At 68.5% G+C, this 12,422-nt stretch carries 11 protein-coding genes; 9 read left to right on the forward strand and 2 right to left on the reverse strand.

Annotated features, from left to right (window positions below; all coding sequences use genetic code 11):
• Window positions 1–30: 30 nt before the first annotated feature.
• The gene (locus ACLJO0_RS02755) at window positions 31–1,254 is read left to right on the forward strand and encodes an MFS transporter (RefSeq protein WP_410576411.1); all 1,224 of its coding nucleotides are present in this window, start codon (window positions 31–33) and stop codon (window positions 1,252–1,254) included.
• Here the strand turns inward: ACLJO0_RS02755 and ACLJO0_RS02760 are convergent.
• Complete coding sequence (locus ACLJO0_RS02760) at window positions 1,238–2,776, reverse strand: amino acid permease (RefSeq protein WP_410576412.1); 1,539 nt, start codon at window positions 2,774–2,776, stop codon at window positions 1,238–1,240. The genes ACLJO0_RS02755 and ACLJO0_RS02760 overlap by 17 nt on opposite strands.
• A 315-nt stretch (window positions 2,777–3,091) precedes the next feature.
• Window positions 3,092–4,210, reverse strand: a complete 1,119-nt coding sequence (locus ACLJO0_RS02765) for a glycerophosphodiester phosphodiesterase (RefSeq protein WP_410576413.1) — start codon at window positions 4,208–4,210, stop codon at window positions 3,092–3,094.
• 318 nt (window positions 4,211–4,528) lie between these two features.
• On the opposite strand from ACLJO0_RS02765, the gene purD reads away from it, so the two are divergent.
• The 8 genes from purD (at window position 4,529) to ACLJO0_RS02805 (ending at window position 12,383) form a co-directional block, all read left to right on the forward strand.
• Window positions 4,529–5,791, forward strand: a complete 1,263-nt coding sequence (purD, locus tag ACLJO0_RS02770) for a phosphoribosylamine--glycine ligase (RefSeq protein WP_125790961.1) — start codon at window positions 4,529–4,531, stop codon at window positions 5,789–5,791.
• Between the two features lie 136 nt (window positions 5,792–5,927).
• The gene (locus tag ACLJO0_RS02775; RefSeq protein WP_125784839.1) at window positions 5,928–6,314 is read left to right on the forward strand and encodes a PE domain-containing protein; all 387 of its coding nucleotides are present in this window, start codon (window positions 5,928–5,930) and stop codon (window positions 6,312–6,314) included.
• On the forward strand, window positions 6,265–6,906 hold the full coding sequence (locus tag ACLJO0_RS02780) for a DUF3558 domain-containing protein (protein WP_410576414.1): 642 nt from the start codon (window positions 6,265–6,267) through the stop codon (window positions 6,904–6,906). Before ACLJO0_RS02775 ends, ACLJO0_RS02780 begins: the two co-directional genes overlap by 50 nt.
• A gap of 10 nt (window positions 6,907–6,916) precedes the next feature.
• Complete coding sequence (locus ACLJO0_RS02785) at window positions 6,917–8,563, forward strand: hypothetical protein (RefSeq protein WP_410576415.1); 1,647 nt, start codon at window positions 6,917–6,919, stop codon at window positions 8,561–8,563.
• A 4-nt stretch (window positions 8,564–8,567) separates the two neighbouring features.
• The gene (locus ACLJO0_RS02790; protein ID WP_410576416.1) at window positions 8,568–9,338 is read left to right on the forward strand and encodes an ESX secretion-associated protein EspG; all 771 of its coding nucleotides are present in this window, start codon (window positions 8,568–8,570) and stop codon (window positions 9,336–9,338) included.
• Between the two features lie 167 nt (window positions 9,339–9,505).
• Window positions 9,506–9,823: a hypothetical protein gene (locus ACLJO0_RS02795; protein WP_199746184.1), complete on the forward strand. Its 318-nt coding sequence runs from the start codon at window positions 9,506–9,508 to the stop codon at window positions 9,821–9,823.
• Window positions 9,824–9,868: 45 nt separating this feature from the next.
• Complete coding sequence (locus tag ACLJO0_RS02800; protein ID WP_410576417.1) at window positions 9,869–10,990, forward strand: transglycosylase SLT domain-containing protein; 1,122 nt, start codon at window positions 9,869–9,871, stop codon at window positions 10,988–10,990.
• 205 nt (window positions 10,991–11,195) lie between these two features.
• On the forward strand, window positions 11,196–12,383 hold the full coding sequence (locus tag ACLJO0_RS02805) for a pyridoxal phosphate-dependent aminotransferase (protein WP_410576418.1): 1,188 nt from the start codon (window positions 11,196–11,198) through the stop codon (window positions 12,381–12,383).
• Window positions 12,384–12,422 lie beyond the last annotated feature (39 nt).

A 12,422-nucleotide genomic window follows, 5' to 3' on the forward strand; every position in this document is an offset into this window, starting at 1 on the left:
TGCGCATTGCGAACACAGCTGGAGGTCTCCATGTCCCCTGCCGCGGCCCGTTCGTGGGTGGTTCCACTCGCCTGGACGGCGGTACTGCTCGACGGATTCGACCTGGTCGTCCTGGGCACGGTGCTGCCCGCGTTGCTCCGTGACCACGTCTGGGGGCTGACACCGGGCACGGCGTCGGTGATCTCGACGTTCGGCCTGATCGGCATGATGATCGGCGCGATGGCGATCGGCACGATCACCGACGTCATCGGCCGCCGCAAGGCGCTGATCATCGCGGTCGTCGCCTTCTCGGTGTGCACCGCGCTCTGTGCGATCGCGCCTTCCGCGTTCTTCTTCGGGCTGTTCCGGTTCCTCGCCGGGCTCGGTCTCGGCGGTTGTCTCCCGACGGCGATCGCGCTGGTCACCGAGTACGCCCGCAAGGGCAAGGGCAGCAGCGCGACCACCACGGTGATGACCGGCTACCACGTCGGCGCGGTGCTCACCGCCCTGCTCGGCATCTGGCTGATCCAGCCGCTCGGCTGGCGCGCGATGTTCGTCGCGGGCGCGCTGCCCGCGCTCGTGCTGGTACCGCTGATGATCAAGTATCTGCCCGAATCCGAGTCCTTCGAGCGGGCACGGGACACGCAGGAGAAGTCGGCGACACAAGTCGTCGGCGGGCTGTTCCGCGGCGGGCTCCTGCGCGCCACCATCGCGTTCTGGGTGACGTCGTTCATGGGGCTGCTGCTGGTCTACGGGCTCAACACCTGGCTGCCGGAGATCATGCGCCAGGCAGGCTATCCGCTGGGCGCGGCGCTCGGCCTGCTGCTCACGCTGAACCTGGGCGGCGTCGTCGGCCTGCTCGTCGCGGGCCGGGTGGCGGACAAGGTCGGCGTGCGGCCGGCGGTGATCTTCTGGTTCCTCGGCGCGGCGCTGTTCCTGGCCCTGCTGAGCGTGAAGCTGCCCGCGGCCGGTCTGTACGTGGCCGTGTTCCTCACCGGCGGTTTCGTGTTCAGCGCGCAGGTGCTGGTGTACGCCTACATCGGCAAGACGTACCCGGATGCCATGCGCGCCACCGGAATCGGCTGGGCGGCGGGTGTCGGCCGCGTCGGCGCGATCAGCGGCCCGATCCTCGGCGGCGCGCTGCTGACCGCCGGAATCGCGTACCCGTGGGGTTTCTACGCCTTCGCCGCAGTGGGGGCGTTGGGAGCGGCCGCGGTGACCGGAGTCCGCGCCGGCCGCTCCCGGGAGGCCACCGCCGCTACCCCAGCTCCTTGAGTTCCCTTTCCACGGCGGCGAGTTCTGCCTCGGAGCCTTGCACCTTCGGGCCCGTGAACCACTTGCGGGCCGAGACGAACCACCACACCGCCGCACCACCGAGTACGACGAGGAAGGCGATAGGCGTGTAGTTGAAACTGTCGATGGTGATCGGTGATCCCTGCGGGAGCATGAACAGCACGAAGATGAAGCACACCCAGACGGTCGCGATGGTCCCGATGAGCTTGCCCCAGCGGCCGAGGTTCCACGGTCCGGGTTCGAAGTCGTCGCCCTTGCGCACCCGCAGGAACACCGGGATCACGTAGGCCACGTAAAGGCCGACGACGGCGATCGAGGTCACCGCCGCGTAGGCGGTTTGGCTCCACAGATACGGCAGGGCGAGCAGGAGTGCGCCGCCCGCGGCCAGCCACACCGCGTTGGTCGGTGTCTGGGTGCGCTTGTTGATGCGGTGCCAGAACTTCGAACCCGGGATCGCGCCGTCACGGGCGAAGGCGTAGATCATCCGCGAGTTCGCGGTCACCGACGCCATCCCGCAGAACAGCTGTGCGCCGATACAGATCAGCAGGAGGAATTTGCCGGTCGTCGCACCGGTCGCGTCGATGAAGATCTGCGCGGGCGGCACCCCGGTCGCGGAGCCGACGGCGCCGTCGTAGTCCTGGATGGCGAACGTCAGGCCGATCAGCAGGACCCAGCCTGCGACCAGTGAGACGAGGATCGAGTTGATGATGCCGCGCGGCCCGGCCTTCGCCGCGTTCTTGGTCTCCTCGGTCATATGCGCCGAGGCGTCGTAGCCGGTCAACGTGTACTGCGCGACGAGGAGCCCCAGTAAGAAGACGTAGACCGGTGAAGCCCAGCCGGTCTTGTTCACGAACTCGCCGAAGACGAAGGACGCGTCCTGGTGCTTCTCGGGAACGACGATCAGCACCCCGACGATCACCAGCACGCCCACCAGATGCCACCACACGCTGATGCTGTTCAGCAGTGCCACGATCTTGACGCCGAAGGTGTTCAGCAACCCGTGGATCACGAGGATGATCCCCAGCAGCAGGATCGTGTGGCCCGGCGTCGCCTCGAAGCCGAACTGCAGGTCGAGGAAGGCGTTGAGGAACAGCGCGGCGCCGAAGTCGATCCCCGCGGTGACGGCGATCTGCCCGATGAGGTTGAACCAGCCGGTGAACCACGACCACGCCGCGCCGTTGCTCGGCGCGAGCTTCGCGGCCCAGTAGTAGAGGCCGCCCGCGGTCGGATAGCTGGAGCAGACCTCCGCCATGCCCAGCCCGACCAGGATGACGAACAGGCCGACCAGCGGCCAGCCCCAGATCATCGCGGCGGGCCCGCCGGTCTTCATGCCGAACCCGTAGAGGGTCAGGCAGCCGGACAGGATCGAGATGATCGTGAAGGAGACGGCGAAGTTCGAGAAGGTCGACATCGTGCGCCGGAGTTCCTGCGCGTAGCCGAGCTGGTGGAGCCGGGCACTGTCTTCGTCGGCGGGTTCTGCGGCCTGCTTGTCAGAGACATCCATCGGGCACCCACTTCAAAGGTATGCGGACAGACCATTGAGATCCGCCGAAATTAGGCCCGCCGACCTGCGCATGTCAAGGTCCCGTCAAGACCACACCCCCTCCGGACGCCATGAACGGTCCTTTCCTTGCAAAATTTGCAAGGAAAGGACCGTTCATGGCGCTCTCCGCCGCAGCGCGAGGACGGTGACGCGACCGGCCCGGTGACGCGGGCACTGTGTGGATTTCTGGTCATCCAACGCCCCAAAATCCACACAGTCGGCGTCCCGGCCGCCCCACCCGCTACAGGTGCCCGGGGATCAGCGACCTCGAGGAGCTCAGCGCCCCCGGAACGCCTTCACGGCCTCCAGTGCCGTGTCCGGGTGGTCGGCGAAGTAGCCGTCGACGCCCGCCTTGAGGAACGCTTCCTGCTCGGCGAACGCGTTGCCGTACTCGGCGGGGTTCGCCGACGAGCGCAGGTTCTGCGGGAGGAAGTTGTTCTCGTTGCGGAACGTGTACGGCCCGACCTTCAGCCCGGCCTGGTGCGCGTCGGCGACCAGCTTGGTCGGCTGTCCCAGCGCGCCGTTCACCACCGGGATGACCTGCGCCTTCTCCGGGCCCAGGTAGTCCGCGTACTTCGAGATCTCCTTCAGGCCCGCAGGCGTGACGAGGTCGGCGTACGTCCGCGGGTCGCCCTTCGCGACGAAGTCGGCCGGAGCGCCGGTCGCGGAGGTCAGCTGCAGCAGCGGCACCCGCACCTGGCGCGAAAGCGCGACCAGGTTCGACACCTCGAACGACTGGATGATCACCGGCGCCTTCGGGTGGTTGAGCCCGTTGCGCTTGATCAGCTCGACGAGCTTCGGCTCGGTCGGGTTCTTGATCGAGGAGAAGTAGGTCGAGTGCTTGATCTCCGGGTACGTCCCCAGCTCACGGCGCAGTTCGCGGCCAAGCCGGCGCGTCAGGTCGAGCACCTCCTGGTAGGTGGCGATCTGGTAGCGGCCGTCGTAGATCTTGTTGTTCGGCCGCAGCTGCGGGATCCGCTCGGTGGCGCGCAGGGTCTTCAGCTCGGCGAGGGTGAAGTCCTCGGTGAACCAGCCGGTGAACGACGCGCCGTCGATGACCTTCGTCGTCTTCCGGTTCGCGAACTCGGGGCGCTTCGCGACGTCGGTGGTCCCGCCGATCTCGTTCTCGTGCCGGGCGACCAGCTGGCCGTCCTTGGTGGGCACGAGGTCGACGTCGACCCAGTCGACGCCCTGGCGGTAGGCGAGCTCATACGAGGCGAGCGTGTGCTCCGGGCGGTAGCCGGGGGCGCCGCGGTGTCCGACGATCACCGGCCCATCGTGGCCCTTCGCCAGCGCCGACACATCTTGGGCGCTCGGCTCGGCGGCGCCCGCCAGCCCTGTGACGCTGAGTACGGCGAGTCCGGACAGGGCGAGCACGCCCAGGCGCTTTCGCATGGTGGTTGACCTCTTTCGCTTGAACTCGGGGTACCGCGCAACCCTTGACGCAGGAGGCGTCCGGTCGGCGAAGACGGACCGGCGGAGCGCTGACCGCCGGGTGAACGCCGGATGGAACCACCCGCTCGAGGACGGCGACGTGTTCGGGGCTGTGTCGATCAGTGAACCCGCGACCGCGATCGTGTCGCCAGGCCAGGTCGTGTTTTCGCAGGTCAGACGTTATGGCGCCCCGCCGCCACGATAGCGGGGCCTCCGGCCGGGGCGGGTTTCACGTGGCTCCGCCAACAGGTCGTCTCCGGCACGGTTACCCTGTGCGTCGTGCGCGTACTGGTAATCGGGTCCGGCGCCCGTGAGCATGCACTCGTCCTCGCGGTCGCGGAAGACCCTTCCGTCACCGCACTGGCTTGTGCCCCGGGCAACGCCGGCACCTCTTCGGTGGCCGAGCAGCTCGGCGTGGACGCGGCCGATCCCGAATCGGTCGCCGCCCTCGCCAAGCAATGGCAGGCGGACCTGGTGGTGGTCGGCCCCGAGGTCCCGCTGGTGGCGGGTGTCGCCGACGCGGTCCGGAAGGCGGGTATCGCCTGCTTCGGCCCGTCCGCGTCCGCGGCCAGGATCGAGGGCTCGAAGGCGTTCGCGAAGGACGTCATGGCGGCCGCGAAGGTGCCGACGGCGCACTGTGAGGTCGTCGACAACCCGGCCCGCCTCGACGCCGCGCTCGGTCGTTTCGGCCCCACTTGGGTGGTCAAGGACGACGGCCTCGCCGCGGGCAAGGGCGTCGTGGTCACCACGGACGTCGATGTCGCGCGCAAGCACGCCCTGATGTTGCTCGACGGCGGACACCCCGTGCTCCTCGAGTCGTTCCTCGACGGCCCGGAGGCCTCTCTCTTCTGCTTCGTCGACGGCCGCACGGTCGTCCCGATGCTGCCCGCGCAGGACTTCAAGCGCGTCGGCGACGGCGACGCGGGTCCGAACACCGGCGGCATGGGGGCGTACGCGCCGTTGCCGTGGGCGCCGAAGGACCTGGTCGACGACGTCGTCGAGCGGATCGTCCAGCCCGTGGTCGACGAACTCGACAACCGCGGCGCCACCTTCTCCGGCCTGCTCTACGCCGGTCTCGCGCTGACTTCCGAGGGCCCGCAGGTCATCGAATTCAACTGCCGGTTCGGCGACCCGGAGACTCAGGTCGTCCTGGCGCTGCTGCGCAGCCCGCTCGGCAAGGTCCTGCACGCGACGGCGACCGGCAAGCTCGCGAAACTGCCGCCGCTGGACTGGGATTCCGGTGCGGCGGTCACCGTCGTGCTGGCCGCGGACGGCTACCCCGGCAAGCCGAGGACCGGCGATGTCATCACCGGTGGTGAGCTCGAAGGCGTGCTCCACGCAGGCACCCGCCGCCGCGACGACGGCGCCGTGGTCTCCTCCGGCGGCCGTGTGCTGTCGGTCGTCGGCACCGGCAAGAACCTGAAGGCCGCCCGCAAGGACGCCTACGCGACGGTCGAGAAGGTCCACTTGGCAGGCTCGCATCACCGTACCGACATCGCCCTGCTCGCGGCCAAGGGAGAGATCGCCACCCCGGTCTCGTGAATTCCCGGCGGAACCGTCGCGGTTCCGGGTGCGTCTAACCCGGTATTTCCTGCAAAGCTTAGGCAGCCGATACATCCACGTTGGTAGCCTCAGGCGGGACGAACGGTCACCGTGCGCAGTGTCCAAGGGGTGGGGAATGGCAGTATCGGACAAGGTCCAGGACCTCACGTCGGCGGTCCCGACGCCACCGTCGGTGGCCGACATCAGAGTCGACCCGTCGAAGCTGCTCGAAGTGGCGAAGATCGTCGAAGAGCAGATCGACGCGTTGCAGGACAAGCTCATGACGCGGCTCGACCAGCTGCGCATCGACACCCCGGCCAACGACACCGTGAGCACGCAGGCGACCGGTGTCTGGAACGAACTCGTCGCCGACGGCGACCAGTCGTACGCCGCGCAGGTCCGGGCCTACGTGGCCGGTCTGCGGAGCCTGGTCAACCAGCTCCGCACGGCGGCCAAGGAGTACAAGACCAGCGATGCGGACAAGGCCGCCGCGTTCGGGGACCGTGGTGTTCACCGGGCGTAGGCCCCGTGTGCTGGTCTCCGGCGGAGTGCTCACCCTCGCGCTGGCCGGATGCACCACGGACACGGGCGGCCAGGCGTTCCCCGACGAGCCCGCGCTCGCTTCGGTCACGCAGGGCGCCAAGGCGTCCGCGTTGCCTGCCAGGCCCGCCGAATTGAGCCTGCAGGGCGTCGATCCGTGTGCCCTGCTCACCGACCCCCAGCTCGATCAGCTCAAGATCAACAGCAAACCGCGCGCGGCCGCGGAACCGATCGACGGGCCGACTTGTGTCCTCGACGCGGACGCCGCGCAGCCCTTCCACAGCTACTACGTCCGCACGATCACCGCGGACGTCGAAGAGTGGTTCACCGGCAAGCGCCGCAAGAACAGCATGACCACGGAACCGACGGCGGTCGGCGGGTTCCCCGCCATCAAGAACCACCGTGACGGCGGGACGCCGGGTGACTGCGAAACGCTCGTCGGTGTCGCTCGAGGGCAGACGCTGGCGGTGCGGGCAGTCGCCGTCACCGCCGGCGGGTTCACCATGCCGCAGCTGTGCGAAATGTCCGCACGGGCGGCCGATTCGGCTTTGCAGACCTTGAAAGCACGCAACTAGGGAGGGCGGCGTGAACGTTTCCGACCTCGCGGGCAGGCTCCGCGATCTTCGGTTCGACGGCTACACCGACACCGGGATCGCGACCGAGATCGAACGCTTCCGCAGCGGTGACGGCACCGGCAGCATCGGCATCGCCGTCGACGCGCTGAAGGCCGTGGCGGGCGCGCTCGCCGACACCGACAAGACGCTGCGCGACGAGCTGGGCAAGCTCGGCGTGGAATGGCAGAGCGAGGCGGGTGGCGCCGCCGGTCAGGTGTTCACCGAGCAGGCCGGCTTTTCCCAGGACGCGAACTCGAAGGTCACGCACTCCGCGGAGATGATCTTCGCCCAGGGTGAGGCCTTCAACCGGACGCTGCACAAGCTCCCGGATCCGGAAGTGGTCCGGAAGGGCGCCGGTGGGTTGACCATCGGCGACGTCGTGCTGAGCCTCATCGGGTTCGAGACCGACCACGCCAAGAGCGTCAGCGCCGCGAACAACGCGCGGGCGCAGGCGCAGGAGGCGTTGAACGATTACGCCAAAACGAGCGGCGAGAACCTGCTGTCGACCGACACCTTGGCCGACCCGCAGGCGATGAACCTCACCCAGACCACCACCGCCGCCGGAGTGGGCGGCGGTTCCGGCGCGCTCGACCTCGCGGGCACGGCCACCGAGCTCACTCCGGACGGCAGTGTGCGACCCGCGTCGGCCGCCGTCGAGTCGAAGTACGTGCCGCCGGTCGTGCAGCCCGTCAGCAATCCGAAGGCGCCGTCCTACGACGCCCCGACCCCGGCCTACGGCGTCGCGATGGGCGGCGGTGTGGCCCGCAAGACCGGTGCGTCGGCGCCCCACTCCAGTGTCACCGCTCCGGCGGCCGCGGCTCCGACCACGCCGTCCGGCACATCGAGGCCGGTACCCGCGCCGGGCAGCGGCTGGGTGACGCCGAACCGGCCAGCCCCGCAGCCGGAACAGGGCAGGCCGTCGTACCCGGTCACCGGCTCGCCCGTCACGCCGCCGTTCGTCCCGCCGGGTGCGCCGAACGTCCCGCCGGGCCCGTCCACCGGCAGCGCGCCGCCGAACAGCACCACGTCGGCGCAGCCCGCCGGCAAGTCGTTCGGCACCGGGCCCGGTATCGACAGCGCTCTCGGCAAGGGCCCCGGCTCCAGCTCCGGCCCCGGTGTGTTCGGCAACGTCGGTGGTGGCGCCGGTGGTGACCAGGCACTCGGCAAGGGCCGCTCGGTCGGCGCCGGGCCGCAGACGCCGTTGGCCCCCGGCAACGAATCCGGCCGCGGCTTCCCCGCCGTCCCGAAGATCACCGGCCCGGCGGCCGGCGACCTAGGTGCGGGCGCCGCCGCGCTCGGCGCCGGTGTCGCGGGTGGCGCGCTGAGCGGCGACAAGGAACGCGACCGCCGTCCCCGGCAGGAAGGCGGCGGGAAACCGACCCGTCAGCTGCCGATCGGCGAGCTTCCCGAAGAAGAGGCCATGAAGCGCTCGGAGAAGATCGGCGCGAAACAGCCGAAGCCGGAGTCGAAGTTCATGGAGCGTGCGGCCACTCAGGACGTCGAAGACGATGCGGAGCACATCAGGCGTTACGGCGTCGACGACAAGGACCTGTTCACGGACGAGCGCATGGTGTCGCCCGACGTGATCGGTGACCACAGCAACCGCGAAGCGCGCTGAACCTGTGCCGAACGACAACGGCAGCCTGGTGCTGTCCGCACTCGAGTTCGAAATGCTCTGGGAAGCCGAACGGCTGCCCCGCCGCCATGTCGCACTCGACGTGCCGAGCCCCGGTACGACCCACACGGAGCGGGCGGCACTGATCGAAGAGGCCTGGGAATCCCTGCGCGCGCGAGGTCTCGCGCGGGGACACCAGGCGTCGGGCGAACTGGTCGACATGCTGAACCTGTTCGCGCACCCCAGGGTCGCGATCGACGTCTGGGTGTGGACCGACCGCGAGATCAAGGGCCAGGCGGTCAGCGTCGGCAACCAGGCGTTGCTCGGCGTGATCGACTCCGGCCAGGTGTGGCTGATCCCCGCCAGGGAGAGCTCCCTCGCCGAGGCCGCCGTCTCGGTCGCGGGCGATCTCGGTCCCGGCGTCGGCCAGTCGATCAGCATCCCGCACGACGTCCTCCGTGACGCCGACGCCGCCGCCCGCGGTGACGCGAAAGCAATGGTCACCGCCCTGGAAGACCTGGACGTGCCACTGTGGCAGGCCCAGGAGGTGGCGGGCATGCTGCTCGGCCAGGAGGCGCGTGGCCAGTTCGGCGTCGAACGCGCGGGCCGCGACGGCCGCCCCCGCCGCGCGGAAAACGTGGTCGCCTTCTACGACACGGACGCGGGGCGGTACCTGTTCCAGATCGCGCGGAACCGGGACGGGCGGGATTGGGCGACCATCACCCCGGCGGACAACCAGCTGCTGGCGACGCGAATCCGGGAAGTCGCCGATTTCTGACTGCCCGATTCGACTGTTTCGTGAAGTCGATATCGGCGGGGTGGAAGTTGGCGTGGATACGCACACGGGCCACTGCCGAGGTCTTAAAGTATGCGCGGGAACCGTCCTGATCGGCAGCGCGTCTGATCGGAGGCGATACGAGTTTTCCGTGAAGGGGATGACGAACCGTGCCTGTGTACGACCCGGAGTCGATGGGGATCGCCGCCGGTCAGGTGGAAAGGCTCAAGGACGAGTTCGAAAAGTCCAAGAAGCAGGTCACCGGCGTCGACGACGAAAAGGAAAGCCCGTTCGGGGCGATGGGCGGTTCGGGTGACGTCCACGGCGCCGTGGGCTCCTTCAAGGACGGCGTGCACAACGAGTTCGATTCCGCCGGAAAGCTGATGGAGGCCACCGCCTTCGTGCTGCGGAAGGCCGCCGGCTTGATCCAGGAGACCGAAGCCGTGCACGTGGACAATCTGAAGCTGCACGAGCACGGCAAGCAGTGAGCACACGAAAGCCGGCCCCGGCGGGCCTGATTCCTAGGGGGCGTTGTGGGCGATATTGACTTCCCACCGAACTGGTCGCAGGTCACGGACAAGGCCAAACAAGTCGAGGGCATCAAGCCGGAAGCCATTCAGAAGGCCGCGGATCAGTTCCACGCCGCCGCGTCGCAGGCAGGCGACCACAGTGCCTCGCTGAAGTCGTCGACCGACGCGTTGAACGGCGGCGTCTGGAAAGGTCCCGCCGCCGACGCCTTCTTCGATTACGTCAAACAGATCACCTCCGCGGGTGACCGGGTCAAGGGGCACCTGGAGGAGATCAGCAAGGACCTCGGCGAACTCCAGGTCCAGCTGAGCGACATCAAAGGCAAGATCGACGACGCCGCCAAGACGGCGCAGAAGACCATCCAGACGTGCATCGACACGGAGACGCCGAAGGTCGCGGCGGCTCGTAAGCAAGCGGCCGACGCGGCGGATCCGGACAAAAAGATCCAGCCGCCGAACCCGACCGCGGAACAGATCATCACCGCGGCCAATGCCGCCAACCAGAAGACCGCCAGTTCGGCCGCCGAAAGCATCACCGGGCTGTTGACTCAGGCGGACGGGTTGATCAGCAAGTCGCAGCAGCTGATGAAGAAGGACATCGAGGGCGGTGGTTACGCCGCGGTCCCGATGCCCGGCAAGGACGGCAGCGTCCCCAAGCGCACCGGCGGTCTCCACACCGGAGGTGGCGGTGGCGGCGGTGGAGGAGGCGGCGGTGGCGGTGGGGGCGGCGGCCTCGGCCCCAGCGGCGGTCCGCCGTCGACGACGCCGCCGGGCAACGTCCAGCAGTGGATCCAGGAGGCCATCAAGATCCTGCAGGCCGCCGGGATCCCGGTGACCGAGGCGGACATCCAGAAGATCTGGACGATCATCGAGAAGGAGTCCGGCGGTAACCCCAACGCCATCAACAACTGGGACTCCAACGCGGCGAAGGGTACGCCGTCGAAGGGTTTGATGCAGTGCATCGACCCGACCTTCAACGCGCACAAGCTTCCCGGGCACGACGACATCTACAACCCGGTGGACAACATCATCGCGGGCGTCCGGTACACGTTCTCGCGGTACGGCGGCTTCGAGGGGCACCCGGGGCTGAAGTCCATGGCCGGCGGCGGCGGTTACCAGGGCTACTAGCGACGTCGCGGCACTACAACGACACGCGCGAAACCCAGTACATGAAGGACCCCTTCCTTGCGCCTAGGTACAGGAAGGGGTCCTTCATGTACTTCGGACCTGGCGTCACGCCAGAAGCCCCGCAGGTCACGCGGTGGAAGCTCGCCGGAACCCGAATCGCCACTCACGACCACCTGTACCGACCGCCACGAGCTAGCCTCACCCCATGTCCTTCCCTGGTCCCGCAACACGTTCCGACGTCCCGCCGTTCCACGTCATGGACGTCCTTTCGGCAGCGCAGGCCCGGCAGCGCAGCCACGGCGACCTCGTCCCGCTGCTCGCGGGGCAACCGTCGGCGCCCGCGCCACGCCCGGTGCTCGAGGCCGCGCAGCGGGCGCTGAAGGACCACACGCTCGGCTACACCGAGCAACTCGGCGTCCCGGATCTGCGTGAGGCCGTCGCGGCGCACTACAACCGCACGTATCCGGTCGACGTGAGCCCGCAGGACGTCATCATCACGACCGGCTCCTCCGGCGGTTTCCTGCTCTCGTTCCTCAGCGCCTTCGAGGCCGGTGACAGGGTCGCGATGGCGCGCCCCGGCTACCCGGCCTACCGCAACCTGCTGAAAGTGCTCGGTTGCGAGGTCGTCGAGTTCGCGACCGGGGCGGGGACGAACTTCCAGCCGACCGTCGCGTTGCTCGACGAACTGGGGCCGATCAAGGGACTGATCGTGGCCAGTCCGAGCAACCCCACCGGCACCGTCCTGCCGCCGGGTGAACTCGCCGCGATCAGCGGCTGGTGCGCGTCACGCGGTGTGCAGTTGATCAGCGACGAGATCTACCACGGGATCTCCTACGGCGCCGGGCTTGATTGCGCCTGGCAGTACGGCGACGAAGCGCTCGTCCTGGGTTCGTTCTCCAAGTATTTCGCCATGACGGGCTGGCGGCTCGGCTGGATGCTCGCGCCTCAGCGGCTGCATCGCGCGATCGACGTCCTGACCGGCAACTTCACCATCTGCCCGCCCGCGGTCTCCCAGCACGCCGCGATCGCCGCGTTCACTCCGGAGGGGTACGCGGAGGCCGATGGCCATGTCGAGCGCTACCGGGCCAATCGCGACGTGCTCTTCAGCGGTCTCAAGGGCATCGGCATCGACAAGCTCGCGCCGGCTGAAGGCGCCTTCTACGCCTACGCCGACGTCTCGGCGTACACGAACGACAGTCTCAGTTGGTGCCAGCGTCTCCTCGCCGAGACCGGTGTCGCGATCGCCCCGGGTATCGACTTCGACCCAGTCGACGGCGGCCGGTTCGTGCGGTTTTCCTTCGCGGGCTCGCGCGAGGACATCGACGAGGGCGTCCGCAGGCTGGGCGACTGGCTCACAGCTCAGGGGGAACCCGGAGTTCTCCCTGAACGTTAGCCGGAAAGAAGGCGCTCACGACTCCCGCCTGACAACCTG

The organism is Amycolatopsis sp. lyj-108 (assembly GCF_046549005.1).
Classification (GTDB): Bacteria; Actinomycetota; Actinomycetes; order Mycobacteriales; family Pseudonocardiaceae; genus Amycolatopsis.

Coding starts and splice junctions, on each gene's coding strand:
- ACLJO0_RS02755 (WP_410576411.1), top strand. CDS start 31: ATGTCCCCTGCCGCGGCCCGTTCGTGGGTGGTTCCACTCGCCTGGACG.
- ACLJO0_RS02775 (WP_125784839.1), top strand. CDS start 5,928: ATGGCAGTATCGGACAAGGTCCAGGACCTCACGTCGGCGGTCCCGACG.
- ACLJO0_RS02765 (WP_410576413.1), bottom strand. CDS start 4,210: ATGCGAAAGCGCCTGGGCGTGCTCGCCCTGTCCGGACTCGCCGTACTC.
- ACLJO0_RS02805 (WP_410576418.1), top strand. CDS start 11,196: ATGTCCTTCCCTGGTCCCGCAACACGTTCCGACGTCCCGCCGTTCCAC.
- ACLJO0_RS02760 (WP_410576412.1), bottom strand. CDS start 2,776: ATGGATGTCTCTGACAAGCAGGCCGCAGAACCCGCCGACGAAGACAGT.
- ACLJO0_RS02780 (WP_410576414.1), top strand. CDS start 6,265: ATGCGGACAAGGCCGCCGCGTTCGGGGACCGTGGTGTTCACCGGGCGT.